The sequence below is a fragment of the Nocardia sp. NPDC047038 genome, assembly GCF_040644075.1.
Classification (GTDB): Bacteria; Actinomycetota; Actinomycetes; order Mycobacteriales; family Mycobacteriaceae; genus Nocardia; species Nocardia sichangensis.
In genome coordinates this window covers 333,544-350,807 of record NZ_JBEYVQ010000006.1, presented here as the reverse complement: position 1 = coordinate 350,807, position 17,264 = coordinate 333,544, and the positions used below count along the sequence as shown (strand labels likewise).

General features: G+C 71.0%; 15 protein-coding genes. 5 read left to right on the top strand and 10 right to left on the bottom strand.

Translation table 11 applies throughout. The features are described from left to right. Positions 1 to 39 precede the first annotated feature (39 nt). The 10 genes from murD to ABZ824_RS22800 all read right to left on the bottom strand — a co-directional run bounded on the left by murD (position 40) and on the right by ABZ824_RS22800 (position 11,993). Positions 40 to 1,497, bottom strand: coding sequence for a UDP-N-acetylmuramoyl-L-alanine--D-glutamate ligase (gene murD, locus ABZ824_RS22845; protein WP_355079697.1), 1,458 nt, complete (start codon positions 1,495 to 1,497; stop codon positions 40 to 42). Positions 1,498 to 1,544: 47 nt separating this feature from the next. Continuing rightward, positions 1,545 to 2,621 carry a phospho-N-acetylmuramoyl-pentapeptide-transferase gene (gene mraY, locus ABZ824_RS22840; RefSeq protein WP_039797126.1) on the bottom strand — a complete coding sequence of 359 codons (1,077 nt, stop codon included), beginning with the start codon at positions 2,619 to 2,621 and terminating at the stop codon, positions 1,545 to 1,547. After that, a complete protein-coding gene (gene murF, locus ABZ824_RS22835; protein WP_355079643.1) occupies positions 2,618 to 4,156 on the bottom strand; it encodes a UDP-N-acetylmuramoyl-tripeptide--D-alanyl-D-alanine ligase in 1,539 nt (512 codons plus the stop codon). The genes mraY and murF overlap by 4 nt, the downstream gene beginning before the upstream one ends. Next, positions 4,153 to 5,673, bottom strand: coding sequence for a UDP-N-acetylmuramoyl-L-alanyl-D-glutamate--2,6-diaminopimelate ligase (locus ABZ824_RS22830; protein WP_356965243.1), 1,521 nt, complete (start codon positions 5,671 to 5,673; stop codon positions 4,153 to 4,155). Before ABZ824_RS22830 ends, murF begins: the two co-directional genes overlap by 4 nt. 347 nt (positions 5,674 to 6,020) lie before the next feature. Continuing rightward, positions 6,021 to 7,784, bottom strand: a complete 1,764-nt coding sequence (locus ABZ824_RS22825) for a penicillin-binding protein 2 (protein ID WP_356965241.1) — start codon at positions 7,782 to 7,784, stop codon at positions 6,021 to 6,023. A gap of 128 nt (positions 7,785 to 7,912) precedes the next feature. Further along, positions 7,913 to 8,701, bottom strand: a complete 789-nt coding sequence (locus ABZ824_RS22820; RefSeq protein WP_356965193.1) for a hypothetical protein — start codon at positions 8,699 to 8,701, stop codon at positions 7,913 to 7,915. Positions 8,702 to 8,822: 121 nt separating this feature from the next. After that, positions 8,823 to 9,797 (bottom strand): 16S rRNA (cytosine(1402)-N(4))-methyltransferase RsmH, encoded by a 975-nt coding sequence (gene rsmH, locus ABZ824_RS22815; RefSeq protein WP_356965190.1) that lies wholly within the window; start codon positions 9,795 to 9,797, stop codon positions 8,823 to 8,825. Positions 9,798 to 9,981: 184 nt separating this feature from the next. Then, positions 9,982 to 10,413 (bottom strand): division/cell wall cluster transcriptional repressor MraZ, encoded by a 432-nt coding sequence (mraZ, locus tag ABZ824_RS22810; RefSeq protein ID WP_355079635.1) that lies wholly within the window; start codon positions 10,411 to 10,413, stop codon positions 9,982 to 9,984. Between the two features lie 403 nt (positions 10,414 to 10,816). Beyond that, positions 10,817 to 11,224: a DUF3040 domain-containing protein gene (locus ABZ824_RS22805; protein WP_039797093.1), complete on the bottom strand. Its 408-nt coding sequence runs from the start codon at positions 11,222 to 11,224 to the stop codon at positions 10,817 to 10,819. A gap of 328 nt (positions 11,225 to 11,552) precedes the next feature. Next, complete coding sequence (locus ABZ824_RS22800) at positions 11,553 to 11,993, bottom strand: SAV_6107 family HEPN domain-containing protein (RefSeq protein WP_355079634.1); 441 nt, start codon at positions 11,991 to 11,993, stop codon at positions 11,553 to 11,555. Between the two features lie 170 nt (positions 11,994 to 12,163). Between ABZ824_RS22800 and ABZ824_RS22795 the strand changes: the two genes are divergently transcribed. The 5 genes from ABZ824_RS22795 (at position 12,164) to ABZ824_RS22775 (ending at position 17,249) form a co-directional block, all read left to right on the top strand. Further along, positions 12,164 to 12,775: an N-acetyltransferase gene (locus ABZ824_RS22795; RefSeq protein WP_355079632.1), complete on the top strand. Its 612-nt coding sequence runs from the start codon at positions 12,164 to 12,166 to the stop codon at positions 12,773 to 12,775. A gap of 7 nt (positions 12,776 to 12,782) precedes the next feature. Further along, the gene (locus ABZ824_RS22790) at positions 12,783 to 14,348 is read left to right on the top strand and encodes an NAD(P)/FAD-dependent oxidoreductase (protein ID WP_356965188.1); all 1,566 of its coding nucleotides are present in this window, start codon (positions 12,783 to 12,785) and stop codon (positions 14,346 to 14,348) included. A gap of 62 nt (positions 14,349 to 14,410) precedes the next feature. Then, the gene (locus tag ABZ824_RS22785) at positions 14,411 to 15,184 is read left to right on the top strand and encodes a carotenoid biosynthesis protein (protein ID WP_356965239.1); all 774 of its coding nucleotides are present in this window, start codon (positions 14,411 to 14,413) and stop codon (positions 15,182 to 15,184) included. Positions 15,185 to 15,378: 194 nt separating this feature from the next. Further along, positions 15,379 to 16,047 carry a DUF3153 domain-containing protein gene (locus ABZ824_RS22780; RefSeq protein WP_355079693.1) on the top strand — a complete coding sequence of 223 codons (669 nt, stop codon included), beginning with the start codon at positions 15,379 to 15,381 and terminating at the stop codon, positions 16,045 to 16,047. A 35-nt stretch (positions 16,048 to 16,082) separates the two neighbouring features. Next, on the top strand, positions 16,083 to 17,249 hold the full coding sequence (locus tag ABZ824_RS22775) for a glycosyltransferase family 2 protein (protein WP_355079626.1): 1,167 nt from the start codon (positions 16,083 to 16,085) through the stop codon (positions 17,247 to 17,249). The last annotated feature ends 15 nt before the right edge of the window (positions 17,250 to 17,264 follow it).

The following is a 17,264-nucleotide window of genomic DNA, read 5'->3' as shown; positions in this document are numbered from 1 at the left end:
CGGGGCGGGTGTCGATACCCCGCCCGCCCCGGTCGGCAGTCATCGCAAACCCCCGATATCGGTGGTTCCGAGGTCACCGTCTTCCAGGGCGTGCACCGCCTGGGCGAAACTGCGACCCCGGTGGGTGTAATCGGCGAACATGTCCAGCGACGCGGCGGCCGGAGCCAGCAGCACGGTGTCGCCGCGGCGGGCGAACCCGGCGGCCGCTCGCACGGCCCGCGCCATGACGGCGTCGGCCGCGGCGGCCCTCGACGCTTCGTCACCCATCCCTGCATCGTCTCCCGCGATCAGCTCGACGACGGGGACCTCGGGCGCGTGTCGCGCCAACGCGGCCGCGAGCACCGGTGCGTCGGCGCCGATCAGCACCGCCGCGACCAGGCGGTCGGCGACCTCCTCGACGAGGTCGTCGACGTGCGCGCCCTTCAGCTGGCCACCGGCCACCCAGATCACCTGCGGATGCGCCAGGATCGATGAGCGCGCGGCGTGCGGATTGGTGGCCTTGGAGTCGTCGACGAACTCGACGCCGGACAGCTCGCGGACGAACGCCGCGCGGTGCGGGCCGACCTTGTGCTCGATCAAGCCTTCCCGGACGAACTGCGGCGCGACGTCGATCGCCCTGGTCAACGCGGAGGCGGCGAGTGCGTCGGCGACGCCGGCGGGACCGGGCGGGCTGATGTCGCCGACCTCGGCCAGGATCGCGGCCTTGGTGAACGCGCGGTCGAGCAGCTTGCCGTCCACCACGCCGAGCTCGCCGTCGGCGGGCACGCCCACCCGGAACCCGACGGTCCGGCGCGCCTTGGACTTGCGGGCCAGCGAGGCCGCGACCGGATCGTCCAGGCCGACCACGCCGACCCGGCCGACCAGCGCCCTGGCCTTGGCCGCGGCGTAGGCGTCCAGGCCACCGTGCCAATCCAGGTGATCCTCGGCCACGTTCAGCACGACACCCGCCTCCGGACGCACCGACGGCGCCCAGTGCAGCTGGAACGACGACAGCTCCACCGCGAGCACCTGCGGACCGGGGTTGCGCCGCAACGCGTCCAGGATGGGCAGGCCGATGTTGCCGCACGCGACGCTGGCGATGCCCGCCGCGCGCAGGATCGCGTGGGTCATCTGGGTCGTGGTGGTCTTGCCGTTGGTGCCGGTGACGACCAGCCATTTGCGCACCGGACCGTAGATCCTGGCCTGATCGACCCACCAGGAGAACTCCACGTCGCCCCACACCGGCGTACCCTCCGCGACCGCGGACGCCAGCACCGGCGAGTCCGGCCGCCAGCCCGGGCTGGTGATCACCAGCGCGAACCGGCTCCAGTCCGCGTTCTCCAGTTCCGCGGTGGTGGCGACGTCCAGCCCGAGCCCGGCCGCCTCGGCCAGAGCCGCTGCGCCGCCGTCGGTCACCACCGGACGCGCGCCGATGTCGCGCAGCGGTTCCACCAGCGAGCGTCCCGACACGCCCCAGCCCGCGACCAGGACGTCGCGTCCGCGTAGGAATTCCAGCATGGGCCCTGGGGTGCGCAGAGCCCGCGGAGAATGTTCGACCATCTCGTTCACCCGACCGCGGAGAGGTATTCGCTGTAGAACAGCCCGAGCCCGACGGCGGAGGCCATCGCGGCCAGCAGCCAGAATCTGATGATCACCGTCGTCTCGGCCCATTTGCTGAGCTCGAAGTGATGGTGGAACGGCGCCATCTTGAACAGCCGGTTGCGCGTGGTGCGGAAGACCGCGACCTGCAGCACCACCGACGCCGTCTCGGCGACGAACAGCGCGCCGATGACGATCATCAGCAGCTCGGTGCGGGTGGTGATGGACAGGCCTGCCAGCAGGCCGCCCAGCGCGAGCGAACCGGTGTCGCCCATGAAGATCTTGGCCGGTGCGGCGTTCCACCACAGGAACCCGACGCACGCCGCCGCGCCAGCGGCGCAGACCAGCGCGAGATCCAGCGGATCGCGCACGTTGTAGCAGCCGGTCTCGGGCTTGGTCTCGCAGGCGTGGTAGTACTGCCAGAACGTGATGATCACGTATCCGCCCAGCACCAGGCTCATCGATCCGGCGGCCAGCCCGTCGAGTCCGTCGGTGAGGTTCACCGCGTTGGACCAGGCGACCACCACGAAGCAGACGAACACCAGGAACACGACCACGCCCATGGTCACCGTGCTGATGTCGCGCACGTAGGACAGGTGCCTGCTGGCGGGCGTCAGCCCGCTGCCGCCGCGGAACTGCAAGGCGAGGATGCCGAAGATCACGGCCGAGGACAGCTGGCCGAGATACTTGCCCGCCGCGGTCAGGCCCAGGTTGCGCTGCTTGCGGATCTTGATGAAATCGTCGACGAAACCCACCGCGCCCAGCGCCGTGGCCAGCCCGAGCACGAGCAACGCCGACGCCGACGGCCCGTCGGCGTCGTAACCGATGCCGATCAGGTGGGAGCCCAGGTATCCGGCCCACATGCCGACCAGGATGGCGACGCCGCCCATCGTCGGCGTACCGCGCTTGGCCTGATGGCTGGCGGGACCGTCGACCCGGATCTCCTGCCCGAAGCCCTGCTTGGCGAACAACCGGATCAGCAGCGGGGTGAGCAGGATCGAGACCGTCAGCGCGATCGCCGCGGCGAAGAGAATCTGTCTCATCCTGCTGCCTCCGTGTCCTGTCCCACCCCGTTGTCCGCCGCGCCGCCGCGTGCGGCCACGGCGGCCGGGTCGGTCAGATGCTCGGCGACCTCCCACAGGCCGACCGACTTCGATGCCTTGACCAGCACCACGTCGCCGGGGGCCACTTCCTGCTCGAGCAGCGCGATCGCGGCCGCGATGTCGGGCACGAGGACCGATTCCTCGCCCCAGGACCCTTCCATCACCGCCCCCTGGTGCAGCGCGCGGGCGGGTCTGCCGGTGCCGACGGCGACCACCCGGCTGACGTCCAACCGCACCGCGAGCCGCCCGATGGCGTCGTGCTCCAGGACGGATTCCTCGCCGAGTTCGCCCATCTCGCCCAGCACCGCCCAGCTGCGCCGCGGCGTCTCGGCCGCGCGCGCCATGCTCACCAGCGCTTTGAGCGCGGCGCGGACCGAGTCCGGATTGGCGTTGTAGGAGTCGTTGACGACGGTGATCCCGTCCGCGGTGGTCCGCACGTCCATCCGGCGGGCGGACGCGGCGCGCGCGTCGGACAGCGCGGCGACGGCGGTGTCCAGATCGGCGCCGCATTCCAGCGCGACCGCGATCGCCGACAGCGCGTTGCCCACGTGGTGCTCGCCGTGCACGGCCAGGCGCACCTGGGCGCTGCCCGCGGACGTGTGCACGGTGAACGCGGCCCTGGCCTGGTCATCCAGCCGGATGTCGGTGGCCCGCACGTCGGCGGTCGCGGCCTGCCCGACGGTCACCACCCGCGCCGATGTGCGCGAGGCCATCGCGGCGACCTGGGGATCGTCGGCGTTGAGCACGGCGAGCCCGGTGGGCGGCAGCGCCTCGACCAGCTCGCCCTTGGTCTTGGCGATGGCCTCGCGGCTGCCGAACTCGCCGAGATGCGCGGTGCCGACGTTGAGCACCACGCCGATGCTCGGCGGCGCCACCTCAGCCAGCGCCGCGATGTGCCCGGGCCCGCGCGCGGACAGCTCCAGCACCAGGAAGCGGGTGCCCGCGTCGGCGCGCAACGCCGTCCACGGGTGGCCGAGTTCGTTGTTGAACGACCCAGGCGGGGCCACCACCGTGCCCAGCGGCGCCAGGACGGCGGCCAGCAGATCCTTGGTGGAGGTCTTGCCGGACGAGCCGGTGACGCCGACGACGGTGAGCCCGCCGTCGGCGGCGAGACGCGACACGCTGGCGCGGGCGAGCGCGGCGAGCGCGGTCAGCACGGCGGCGCCGGATCCGTCCGCATCGTGGCTGAGCGCGACCGAACTCGACGGCACGTCGCCGCCGCCTGGCGTGACCACGATGGCGGGCACGCCCACCGGCCGCGCCGCAAGCACCGCCACCGCGCCCGCGGCGACGGCCGCGCCCGCGTAGTCGTGGCCGTCGGAGCGCTCACCCGGCAGCGCCAGGAACAGATCGCCGGAACCGATTCGGCGCGAGTCGAATTCGACCGCGCCGGTCACTCGCACCTCCGGGTCTGCGACGTCGTGCAGCGTGCCGCCGACGACCTCCGCGATCTCCCGCAGTGTCATCTCGATCATGAAACCGTCAAGTCCTCCGCGTGGTTACCTTGCGGACTGCGTCTTTCCAATGCGGCCGCGAGTACGTCGCGGTCGTCGAACGGGTGCTTCACGCCCTGGATCTCCTGCCCTGCCTCATGTCCCTTGCCCGCGATCAGCACCACGTCACCGGGGCGCGCCCACGCCACCGCCGCGGCGATGGCCTCCGCTCGGTCTCCGATCTCCCGCACCTCGCCGCGTTCGGCTTCCGGGACCTCCAGTGCACCGGAGCCGAGGGCGGCGCGGATGGCCGCCGGATCCTCTGTGCGCGGGTTGTCGTCGGTGATGATCAGCAGATCGGCGCCCCGCGCGCCTACGGCGCCCATCAGCGGCCGCTTCGCCGCGTCCCGGTCGCCGCCCGCGCCGACCACCACCGCGAGCCGTCCCGCGGTGTCGGCCGCGAGATGACCACGCAGCGTGGCTATCACGGACTCCAACGCCGCGGGCTTGTGCGCGTAGTCGACGATCGCCAAGAAGTCCTGTCCGCGCTCCACCCGCTGCATGCGGCCGGGCACGTCCACGGTCGCCAGCGCCGGAGCCGCGATCGACGGCTCGACGCCCGCCGCGGCGCACACCGCCACCGCGAGCAGGCCGTTGGCGACGTTGTAGCGGCCGGGAAGCCGAAGGCGTACGGGAGTTTCGCCCTGCGGACCGGCCGCGGTGAAGTCTTGTTCGCCGCCGTGCGCCGACACCGCGCCGGTGACGCTCCAGGCGGCGGTCCTGGTGGTCGAGACGGTGACCGGGTTCGGCAGGCCGGCGGCCAGCCGCCGCCCCCACTCGTCGTCCACGCAGACGACGGCGGTGCGGGCCGCGACCGGCGAATCTGGTTCGAACAGCTTGCGTTTGGCGGCGAAGTAGTCCTCGAAGTCGGCGTGGAAGTCGAGGTGGTCCTGGGACAGATTGGTGAACGCGCCCACCGCGAACCGAACTCCGTCCACCCGGCCCAGCGTCAGCGCGTGGCTGGATACCTCCATCACCACCGCGTCCACGCCCTGCTCGACCATCAGCGCGAACATCGCGTGCAGCTGCGGCGCCTCCGGAGTGGTCAGCGCGCTCGGCACCCGCCTGCCGCCGATCCTGGTCTCGATCGTGCCGATCAGCGCGGTGGACAGCCCCGCGGCGGCCAGGCCCGCCTCCACCAGGTAGGAGGTCGTGGTCTTGCCCGAGGTTCCGGTGATCCCGACGATGCGCAGCCGCTCGGACGGATTGCCGTAGATCGTGGCCGACAGCTCGCCGAGCACCGCCCTCGGATTCTCCCGCACCAGCACCGGCACCTCGAGCGGACCGGCCAGTTCCGCACCCGCCGCGTCGGTCAGTACCGCGACCGCGCCGCGGGCGACGGCGTCGCGCGCGAAACGCGCCCCGTGCGCGCGGGCCCCGGGCAGTGCGGCGAACAGGTCACCGGGCAGCACGGCATCCGAGCGCTGCTCGATGCCGGTGACCGCCACGTCCGATTCGGCGCTCGTCGTGGCCCCGATGACGGCGGCCAGCGACGCCAGCGGCGTTGACGGCGAATGCTCTGGCCGCAATGCGCGCGGTTGACCGGACTGCACAGAAACCAGGCTCCTTTCGGGGGCGGCGATCGACGTGTCAGGTTACCGGCGACCGGTCACGGCGGGACCATGCGCCCCGTCGCAACGCCGGGGAGGTCGCCCACCGCACCCTACGGGTTCGCCCGCCCGGCCCGGACCGCGCCACGCGGCACTCGGACGCCACCGGGCGAGGACGCGGCGCGCACGGCGGGCCGTCGTCGGCCTATGCCCCTCGAACACCGCACTCACCTGCTGCTTCCTCCACACCGATCCGATGTCTTCGCTACCGACCGCACATCCCCGGAGCGGATCGATCACCCTGCCTGCAAGACGAATTGCCTGGACGGCTGGACGGACGGCGGGATGCGGTCGCGCTGCAGGGCCCACGAGGCGATGTTGTGGAACAGCGGAGCCACCGAACCGCCCCCGGATCCGTCCGAACTGCGCACGGGCGCGTCGAGCATGAGGCCGATCACGTACCGAGGATTCTCCGCGGGAACCATGCCCGCGAACGTGATCCAGAACGACGACGTGGAGTAGCACCGGCAATTGCGATCGACCTTCTGCGCGGTACCGGTCTTGCCCGCCACCTGGTAGCCCGTGATGGCCGCGGGCCATCCGGTGCCGTTCTGGTTGGCGTTCATGGGGTCACGCTGCACCACCGCCTGGAACATCGTCCGCAAGGTGGCGGCGGTCTGCTTGCTCACCACCCGCACGCCGTCCGGCTGGGTCTCCTCGGTGCGGGCGCCGTCCGGCGCGATCCTCGCCCGCACGATCCGCGGCGGAATGCGGACACCGTCGTTGGCGATCGCCTGATACATCCCGGCCATCTGCAGCGTAGTCATCGAAAGACCTTGGCCGATAGGGAGATTGGCGAAGGTGCCGCCGGACCACTGATCCCGGTCCGGCATCAGGCCCGCGCTCTCGCCCGGCAGGCCGATGCCCGTGCGCTGCCCGAGCCCGAACCGGTGCGCCATGTCGGCGAAGCGATCCTCGCCCACGCGCTGCGCGAGCATCAGCGTGCCCACATTGGAAGAGCGGCCGAAGATTCCGGTGGTCGTGTAGGGCTCGACGCCGTGCGACCACGCGTCGTGCACCGTGACACCCGCCATCTGGATCGCGCCGGGCACCTGGTGCACCTCGTCGGGATCGGTCAGGCCGTAGTCGATGGCCGCGGCCGCCGTGACGATCTTGTTCACCGAGCCGGGCTCGAACACGTCCGTGACCGACGGGTTGCTCAGCTGGGCATTGGCCCACTTCTGCGGTCCCAGGTCGGGATTGAAGGTGTTGTCGTTGGCCATCGCCAGGACCTGCCCGGTCTTGGCGTCCAGGACGACGGCCGAAGCGGAACCCGCACCGGAGACGTCTTTGGCCTGCTGCACCTGCTGCTGCACGTAGTACTGCAGATCGGAGTCCAAGGTGAGCTCCACGGCGGACCCGTTGACCGCGGGCTGCTCGTCGCGCCAACTGCCGGGAATGACCGCGCCGTCCGAGCCGCGATCGTAGGTGTGCGATCCGTCGGTACCGGCCAGCACCGAGTCGAGCGACGACTCCAGCCCGATCTGCCCGTGACCGTCCCAACCGACAGCGCCGACGACATTCGCCGCCAGCGACCCGCCGGGGTAGACCCGGGGGCTCTGCTGGTCGGAGCCCACCTGCGGATATTTATCGGTGATCTCGTCCGCGATGCGCGGATCGACATTTTGGGCGAGGAACACGAACTGCTCGTCGCTGTTCAGCTTGGCCAGCAGCTCCGCTTCCGCGGGCGCGTCTTTGCCGAGCTTCTCGTGGATGGTGCGCGCGATGTCGCGCAGCCGCTGATCCGGATCGGGCGCCTTGTCGTTCTTGGCCTTGGCGTCCGCCAGTTCCTTCCGGACCGCGACCGGCCGGAAATGCAGCGCCTTGGCCGACACGGTGAAGGCCAGCGCTTTGCCGTAGCGGTCGGTGATCGGCCCGCGGATGGCCGGGTCGGGCTGATGGGTGGTGCGCTGGCTGGCCGCTTGGGCCGACAGTCCCGGCGCGGCGACGCTCTGCACCCACAGCAGTTGCAGCGCGACGACCGCGAGCGCGACGAACATGACCACTCGTCCGACGCCGAGGCGCAACCGGAGCGGGCCGTCCGAGACAGCTGAGCGCGGTGGCCGCGGCCCGCCGGTGGTGCGGGGCGCCGAGGGCCCGCGCCTGCGCGGCGCGGGCCTGGGATGCGTCACTGCGGGGCTCCGTCGGGCACCGCCTCCGGGGCCTGCGCGGCTTCCTGCTGCGGCGACGCTTCCGCGGGCGGCTGGGGCGAAGTGGCCTGCGGTGTGACCGAAGCCGCGGGCACCCCGGGCTGTGGCGGGTTGATCGCCGAAGTCGGGGCCGGGCTCGCGGCCGTGGGCGCCGGGTTCACTTGCGCGTTGTTCTGCGATCCCGTGTTCGGCTGACCCGGCACCGGAGCACCGGGCGTGGTGGTGACCGGCACCACCCGCTCCCCTCTCGGCGACCGCGCGGAAGGCGAGGCGTTCAGCGGCGGCACGGGAGTGCCCTCGGCCGGGGCGGGCTTGCCGATCACCGTGACCGAGCCGTCCGGACCGACCAGCAGGCGAGCCGGGTCCTTGGCCGGGATCATGCCCAGTTCACGCGCCCGCAGGGCCAGTTCGGGGGCCGAATCGGCGACCTCGACCTCGCGCTGCAGGGCCGCGCGCTCGTCGGCCAGCCGCCGGTTCGTCGCCCGCGCGTCGCCGAGTTGATAGCTGTCCTCGGCGGCACGGGTGGTCAGCAGCAAGGTCAGCGCGAGGCCGCAACCGAGCAGGGCGATGATCGCCGTGACGAACGGGATGCGCGCCGCCATCGCCGAGCGCCGCACGGTGGGCAGGAACGCGCTGTCCGAACCACTTTCGCGCATTCGCCGCCGGGCATAGGCGCGTTGCGCCGCGCCCGACTTCACCCGCTCGGCGTCCTGGACCCGCCGGGCGACCCGGCCCGGCGCTTCGACGGTCCTCGTCCGCACGCTCATAGATTCCCCTCCTCTGTCCTCCGGGGATGCCGGGCGAGCACAGCGCTCCGCTGTCTCATCCGGCCTCCGCTACCGCTGCGGGACATCCGCACCCGGCCGGCGCGATGCGGGCACTGCTCGCTCACCGCGCCTCCTGGATCCGCTCGGCGGCGCGCATGCGTACCGGGGCCGCCCGCGGGTTGTCCTCGACCTCCTGCTCGGTCGCCTTCTCCGCGCCACGGGTCAGCATCCGGAACTCCGGTCCCATGCCGGGAAGCTCGACCGGCAGGCCCACCGGCGTCCTGGACGCGGTGTGGGCGGCGAGCTCGTGCTTGACCACCTTGTCCTCCAGCGATTGGTAGGACATGACGACGATGCGGCCGCCCACCCGCAGCGCGGCGAGCGCGGCGGGCAGCGCGACTCGCAACGAGTCGAGCTCCCCGTTGACCTCCACCCGCAGCGCTTGGAACGTGCGCTTGGCCGGATGCCCTCCGGTGCGGCGCGTCGCCGCAGGAATCGTGGCGTACAGCAGCTCCACCAGCTCGGCGCTGGTGTGGAACGGTTTGCTCTGCCGACGCCGGATCACCTCGGCGGCGATCCGGCTCGCGAAGCGTTCCTCTCCGTAGGTCCGCAGTACCCGGGTCAGATCGCCGTGACTGTAGGTGTTGAGCACATCGGCGGCGGTGGGCCCGCTGGTCGGGTCCATCCGCATGTCCAGCGGGGCGTCGACGGAATACGCGAAGCCGCGGTCGGCCTCGTCCAACTGCATGGAGGAGACGCCCAGGTCCATCAGGATCGCCGAGACCGAACCGGTGGCGGGCAAGCCGGCCTCCGCCAACGCGTCGACGATGCCGTCGTAGCGGGTGTGCACCAACGTGATTCGGTCCGCGAACGGCTCGAGCCGCTCGCCTGCCAGCTTCAACGCGGTGGTGTCGCGGTCGAGCCCGATGAGACGGAGGCCCGGGTAGGTGCTCAGGAAATGCTCGGCGTGACCGCCGAGGCCGAGTGTCGCGTCGACGTAGACCGCGCCCGGCTCGGCCAACGCCGGACCGAGCAGCGCGTCGGCTCGCTCCAGCAGAACCGGAACATGGCGGGGACCGCGCTGTTCACGGTTCACCTAGACCTCCCGGAGTCTGCCTCGCGTCGTCGCGCACCGCACACGGGTCGCCTTGATACACAGTGCTTTCCATACGGACACGAATGCCCCGTGGTCTCTGACCGAACTTTCGGCACCTGGCGTCGGGGAAGTACGTCAGGGTCCGCGTCCGGGCAGAGACCGCGTGGCACTCGCGCGCCCGCGGCTAGAAGATTCCGCCCAGCGACTCGTCTCTGGCTTGCGAGAAGTCCTCCTCGTGCTCGGCGAGGTAGGACTCCCACGCCTGCTTGTCCCAAATCTCCAGGAAGTCGACCGAACCGATCACCACGCAATCCCTGTCCAGGTTGGCGTAGCGACGATGGTCGGCGGACAACACGATCCGGCCCTGCGCGTCCGGACGTTGCTCGTCCGTTCCGGCCGCGAGTGCCCGGACGAACGCACGGGCCTGCGGATTGCTTCGAGACGCGGCCGCGGCCCGCCGGGCGAGCGCGGTGAACTCCTCTTTCGGGTACACGGCAAGGCTGTGGTCCTGCCCCTTCGTGACCATCAACCCTCCCGCCAGATCGTCTCGAAACTTCGCAGGCAACGTGAGTCGCCCCTTGTCGTCCAAGCGAGGTGTGTAGGTACCGAGAAACATCTCGATACCTCCCTATTCGATCACCTCGATGGTCGGCCCTTCAGTACTGCGCGCTCCACATTACCCCACTTTCCCCCACTTTCAATCGAAACAAGCGGTGATCTGGCTCCCGACTCAGACGATTCCGCAGGTCATGTCAGCTATCACCGGCGTGGAGAACTTTCGCGAGTTCTGCCGACACGCGCCGCCCCAGGCGACAAACGCCCGAAAACACCCAGCAAACCCCCTGGTGTGGCACCGGAGGGGGCGAACTGGGGGAAGTTCGTGGGGAGGTGTGGGGCGAGGGGGAAGTCGGACCCGAAGATCATTCGCGGCGTGATCGGTTGCACACACGAACCGGCGACGCCGCACCATCGCGGTGCGGCGTCGCCGGTCGTGCTGAAGTTGTCAGGCTACGGGCGAGCTATTCCTGCTCGAACCGCCGCCGGAAGCGATCCTCCATACGCTCGGAGAAACCGCCGGACTTGCGCTGGCGCCCTCGCCCGCCGCCGGAGGACGCCTGCCCGCCGGACCGGTCGTTCTTGGCGATGCTCTTGGAGGTGCCCAGCAGCAGGAGCACGCCTGCACCGAACATCACGATGAACCCGATCAGGCTGATGATCGGAAAGCCGCCGGGCTTCACGGGCGCTGCGATGCCTGCGACGAGGAGAAAGAGGCCGAGGACGAACAACGCCGCGGCCTGGAGTCTGCGACGACTCGAGGTCGAACGTAGCCGTCCGCCGCGGACGGACGAGGCGAACTTGGGATCCTCAGCATAGAGAGCGCTCTCGATCTGTTCGAGCATGCGCTGCTCGTGCTCGGAGAGTGGCACGGTACCTCCCCCGGCACTAGGACGTGGCTGTCGCCTCCGGGTAGACGACAGATAGCCGACCTTGGCGGCCATCTGTCACCAATGATACGAGTTCGATCAGGGCCAGACCACCTAATGGGCACAGTCGGAGCCAGTCCGTCATCAGCCTGCGCATGGCCGGAGCGAAGGCGGGGGTACGCCTAATGGGCACAGTCGGAGCCAGTCCGTCATCAGCCCGCGCATGGCCGCAGCGAGGCGAAGGTACGCCTCATGGGCACAGTCGGAGCCAGTCCGTAACCAGCCCGCCCGTCGCCGGGGCGAAGGTGAAGGTAGGCCAACACGCCGATAACTAAGCGGTCATACCGCCGGTCATTCCAGGGGCGGGCCGCAACCGGGCCGATGCCGCGAGGAGATCTTCCACGTCGTGGAGGAATGCCGCCACCCGCGAAGAGAACTCGTCCGCCTCGTGTTCGTCGACATTCCGGTCCAGGCCCGCCTCCAGTGCCGCCCGGATCTCCGACCGCGCGCTGAAGTAGTCCGCCCACATCACGAATTCCGGCGCGGCGCGCTGCATCAGCACCCACGCGTTGCGCGAGCGCGCCCTCGGCGCGGTGTCGGCGCCCGTGAGCGCGATCACCGCGCCCGCCCCGCGCAGCGCCGCCAGGTAGGCGGTGCGGAACCGTTCTCGCGGATCTCGTTCCCCCGCCGCCTGCATGAGCAACCCGTCCGCGCGCTCCAGCAACTTGCCGGCCCGGCCGGGCCGGCCCGGATGTTCCACTCGACCAGACATCGCCGTCCCTCCACCCTCGCGTACCTTGGCCCGTATGCGGCGCTGGAGACGGCGTGCCCCACCGCTTTCCAGCACCGCCCGGACCGAACAGGTATTCGAACGTTTGAATTGAGCTTCAATATAGAGACGCCCACCGACAACTTTCCGCGTCCGCGCGACCGACGAGAGCCATGACCGCCGTCAAGCCCAATCACACTCCCGCACCCGCCGTCATCGATCTCTCGGTGGCGGCCCTGCGCTCCCGGCTGCACGACGCGCTGGCGGTCTACGTGGCCGCCATGGACTATCCGCGCGGGACCGAGAACCATCGCGCGCCGATGTGGACCGAGCACACCACCCGGCCCGGCTGGCAGGCGGTCGCCGCGGTGCTGCCCGACGACTCCGGCCGGATCGATCTGCGCCACGCGCCGATCGTGGCGATCGCCTACGGCTATCGCGGCGCCGCGCACCAGTGGTGGCATCAGCAGGTGCACAGCGGAATGCGGCGTTCGGGTTGGCCGGAACATTCCGCGCGCGAACTGCTCTCGGACTACTTCGAGCTCACCGAGCTGCATGTGCATCCAGCCGCGCAGGGCCGCGGCATCGGCGGCACGCTGCTGGAACGGCTGCTGCGCGACCGCACCGAGCGGGCGGTGCTGCTGTCGACGCCGGAGGTCGCCGGTGAGGACAACCGCGCCTGGCGGTTGTATCGCAGGCAGGGATTCACCGACGTGGTCCGCAATTTCGTCTTCGCGGGCGACAACCGGCCGTTCGCGATCCTCGGCAGGCGGCTGCCGCTGTGAGGATCACGTGACGGTGATCGTCGTCGGCTCGGGCCACAACGCCTTGGTGGCCGCGTGCTACCTCGCCCGCGCCGGGCACGAGGTCGAAGTGCTCGAACGCGACGAGGTCCTCGGCGGAGCGGTGTCGACGGTCGAGCGGTTCCCCGGCCACCGGGTCGATCGCGGCTCGTCGGCGCACATCATGATCCGCCACACCGGCATCGTCGAGGACCTCGAACTCGACCGTTTCGGCCTGCGGTACATCGACTGCGACCCATGGGGTTTCACGCCCGCGCACGCGGATCGCCCCGCCCTGGTGTTCCATCGCGACCTGGATGCGACCTGCGCCTCCATCGCCGCGGCTTGCGGCCCGCGGGACGCGGACGCCTACCGCCGGTTCGTCCGGGTGTGGGGTCCGCGCAGCGCCAGGGTGATGCGGGCGTTCGGCGGCGCACCTACGCCGGGCAGGCTGGTGCGGTCGTTCTGGGGACTGGACGCGAGGAACGGCGGCAGCGCACTCTCGCGGGAGTTCCTGCAATCCGGCGACGCCCTGTTGGACGTGTTCTTCGAGGACGAACGGTTGAAGGCGTCGCTGGCCTGGTTCGGCGCGCAGTCCGGGCCGCCGATGTCGGAGCCGGGCACGGCGCCGATGGTCGGCTTCGCCGCGCTCATGCACACGCTGCCGCCGGGGCGCGCGGTCGGCGGCAGCGGGGCGCTGACCACCGCGCTGGTGGCGCGGCTGCGGTCCGACGGCGGGGTGGTGACCGCGGGCGACGCGGTGTCCGCCCTGCGTCGCGACGGGGACCGCTGGCGGGTGCGCACCGCCTCGGGCCGAGAGTTGAGCGCGAGCACCGTGATCGCGGGCTGCCACGTGCTGACCACTCTGGACCTGCTCCGCGACGGCGGCTTCGACGGCGCGGTGCTCGACGACTGGCGCACGCGCATCCGCGTCGGTCCCGGGATCGGGATGGTGGTGCGGGCCGCCACTTCGGCGCTGCCCCGTTATCCCGGCAGTCCGATCGATCACTCCGCCCGCGGCCTGCAATTGCTGGTGTCCGACCGCGCGCAGTTGCGTCGTGCGCACGGCGCGGCGTTGGCGGGTGACCTCCCGCCGCGACCGGTCGTGCTGGCCATGAGCTTCAGCGCCGTGGATCCGACCATCGCGCCGCCCGGCGAGCACCAGTTGTCGCTGTGGGCGCAATGGCACCCGTACCGACCGGCCTCCGGGGCGGACTGGGCCGGCCTCGCGCAGCGGGAAGGCGACCGGATCATCGCCGAAGTCGATTCCTACGCGCCCGGTTTCGCGGAGACGGTGCTGCGCAGACATGTACAGACACCCGTGGACCTGGAGCGCGAACTCGGGCTCGTCGGCGGCAACGTGATGCACGTGGAGATGTCGCTCGACCAGATGATGCTGTGGCGTCCGCTGCCCGAGCTGGCGGGGCAGCGGGTGCCCGGCGCGCCGGGACTGTATCTGACGGGCGCGTCCACCCATCCCGGCGGCGGCGTCTCCGGCGCCAGCGGACGGACGGCCGCCGCGCTCGCGCTGCGCGACCTGAACCGGCCCAGGTTGTCGCGGTGGCTGCGACGGTGACGGATTCGGGCGAACTGCCGCCCGAGGCGACAGAACGGTTCCGATACCGATCGGCACGTTTTCTGCTGCCACTCGCCTTGGTCGTGCTGACGATCGTCGCGCAGATCGGTTACCCACTCGCCGCGGGTGGTGCGCGCGACCGTGTCACCGTCGCGGTCGTGCTGCTCTCCGCCGCCGCCGCGCTGGCGCACGCGACCGCGACCAGGGGGTTCCGCTATGCCGTCGGTTTCCTGATCATCGTCTCCGGCGTCGGGCTCACCGCCGAGGTGATCGGTACCGCGACCGGCATTCCGTTCGGCTGCTACGAGTACGCGACCGACCGGCTCGGGCCCGCTCTGCGCACGGTGCCGCTGCTCGTCCCGCTGGCCTGGACCGGCGGGATGTATCCGGTGTGGGTGGTAGCCGGGTTGTTGTCACGGCACACGGTCACGCGGGTCCTGGCGACGGCGGTGGGCGCGGTGGGCTGGGATCTTTTCCTGGATTCGCAGATGGTGACCGACGGGCAGTGGGCCTGGTGTGACACCCACTCCGGCCTGCCCGGGCTGGACCTGATTCCGGTGACCAACTACCTGGGCTGGTTCGCTGTCGCGCTCGTGATGGGCTGCTTGCTGGCGCTCTGGGAGCGAGCGGCTCCGGAGCCCGTACGGGTAGCGCGACCGGGTGGCCGCGCGATCGCGGTCGCCGTACCGGTGGCCTTCTTCCTGTGGACCTGGCTGGGGTCGGCGCTGGCCCACGCGGTGTTCCTCAGTCTCCTGCCGTCGGCCGGATACGGTTTCGCCGGTATGGGTGTGCTCGGTGTTCCCCTGCTCGTCGTCCTGGCTCGCGCGCGCCGCTGACCCGGCGTGATTCCCCGCACTCGGCGCGCCGACGCGCGCGATGAGTGGCGCGTTTCATTCCGGGCGGACGGCCTGGCACGATGTCACCCGTGCAGCCGAGTCCCGTCACCACGAAGCTCGATACCCCGGATCGCCCGCCGCGGCGGGTCCCACGCCGTGCCGCGCGTGCCGCTTCGGTCGTCCTGCTCGCGGCGATGCTGGTCCCGATGCTCGCAGCGTGCCTGCGGGTCCAGGTTTCGATGGGGGTCTCGTCCAACGACCGGGTGTCCGGACGGATCGTCGCCGCCGTGGTGCCCGCCGACGCCGGGGACAAGGGCCCGCAGCTGAAGGCGCCCGAGACGCTGGCCGCCAAGGTGCGGGTGGAGCCGTACGCCCAGGACGGATATATGGGCAGCCAGGTCTTCTTCGAGGATCTGTCGTTCGGCGAGGTGCAGCAGCTCGGCGGGCTGTCCGAGCAGACCCAGGGCATGTTCCAGTTGCAATTCCAGCGCACCGGCGACCTGGTCAGCCTGAGCGGGCGGGTCGATCTGAAATCGGTGCCGCCGCACGGCTCGGACGTGCAGTTCACCATCGCGTTCCCGGCCCGCGTCGCCAAGACCAACGGCAGCCGCGAGGGCGACAACGTCGTCTCCTGGAAGCTGCCGCCCGGTGATGTCTCCACATTGCGCGCCGAGGTCAGTTACGCCGACCCGAACACCCGCTCGTTCGCGGGCTGGGCGGGCATCGCGGGCGGCATTACGCTCGCGGTGGCCGCCATCGTCGCGGCCATGGCGTACATGGACCGCAACCCTGCCGCGCCCGGCGCGCCGGAGGTCGGCTTCTCGCTCAGCCGCTGGTGGCGCTCGGTGACGCAGAATCGCTGAGCGACAGGTCGGTGTGCCGCGATAGCGTGGCCCACATGGTGAGTGCCGACCTGCCGAAGACGTTGCGCGCGAACTCGATCCTGCCGTCCTTCGCCGCCGCGGTCGCCGTGTTGGGCGCGGGCATCGCGCTGTACAACCGGATCACCGTACGGCGGTTGACGAACACCCCGACGACGGTGATCGAACCGGTCACCGTCTGTATCCCGGCGCGCGACGAGGCCGACCGGCTACCCGAGCTGATCGGCGACCTGCGCGCCCAGGTGGGCGTGCCGCGCATGGCGGTACGCGTCCTCGACGACGCGTCCACCGACGACACCGGCGCCGCGGCCCGCGCGGCGATCGACGGCGACCCGCGTTTCACCTTGCTGCACAGCGAGTCCGATCCGGTCCCCGGCTGGACCGGAAAGGCCACCGCCTGCGTCCGGCTGGCCGAGGAGGTGTCGACGCCGGTGCTGATCTTCTTGGACGCCGACGTGCGGCTGGCCCCGACGGCGCTCGCGGCGGCGGTCGGCGCGCTGCGCGAACGACGCGCCGCGTTGGTCTCCCCCTGGCCGCTGCAGGTGGCAGGCTCGGTGGCGGAGGCGCTGGTGCAGCCCCTGCTGTGCTGGTCGTGGGCCTCGACGCTGCCGGTCACCGCGGCCGACCGGAGCCTACGGCCCGCCACGGCGGTGGCCTGCGGGCAGTTCCTCGTGTTCGACAACGCCGCGTACCGCTCGGTGGGCGGCCACACGGCGGTGGCCGGAAGCGTCACCGAAGACCTCGACATCGCCCGTACGCTGCGGCGAGCCGGTCATTCCACGGTTCTGGTGGCCGCGGGACCGCTGGCCCGCACCAGGATGTATCGCGACGCCGCGGAATTGGACGCGGGCTACTCCCGCTGGCTCTGGTCGGCCTACGACGGCACGATAACGGGTGGAGCGGCGGTGGGACTGGTTGCCGCCCTTGCCTATTGGGTGCCGCCCGCAGTGGCGGTGTTCGGCCGCGGGGCGCACCGCCGGGCGGGCCTGGCCGGCTGGCTCGCCGCCGTCGCCGGGCGACTGCTGGCCCGCTCGACCGAAACCGGCGGCCCGCTGAAACCTTCGGATCTGCCTGCCGCCGTCGCGCATCCGGTGTCGGTGGCGGTGTATCTGCTTTTGTGGGTGCGGTCACACCTGGCCCGTCGCCGCGGCACGGCGCGCTGGAAAGGTCGGCCGCTTCCCTGAGCAGCCGTGCCGCGG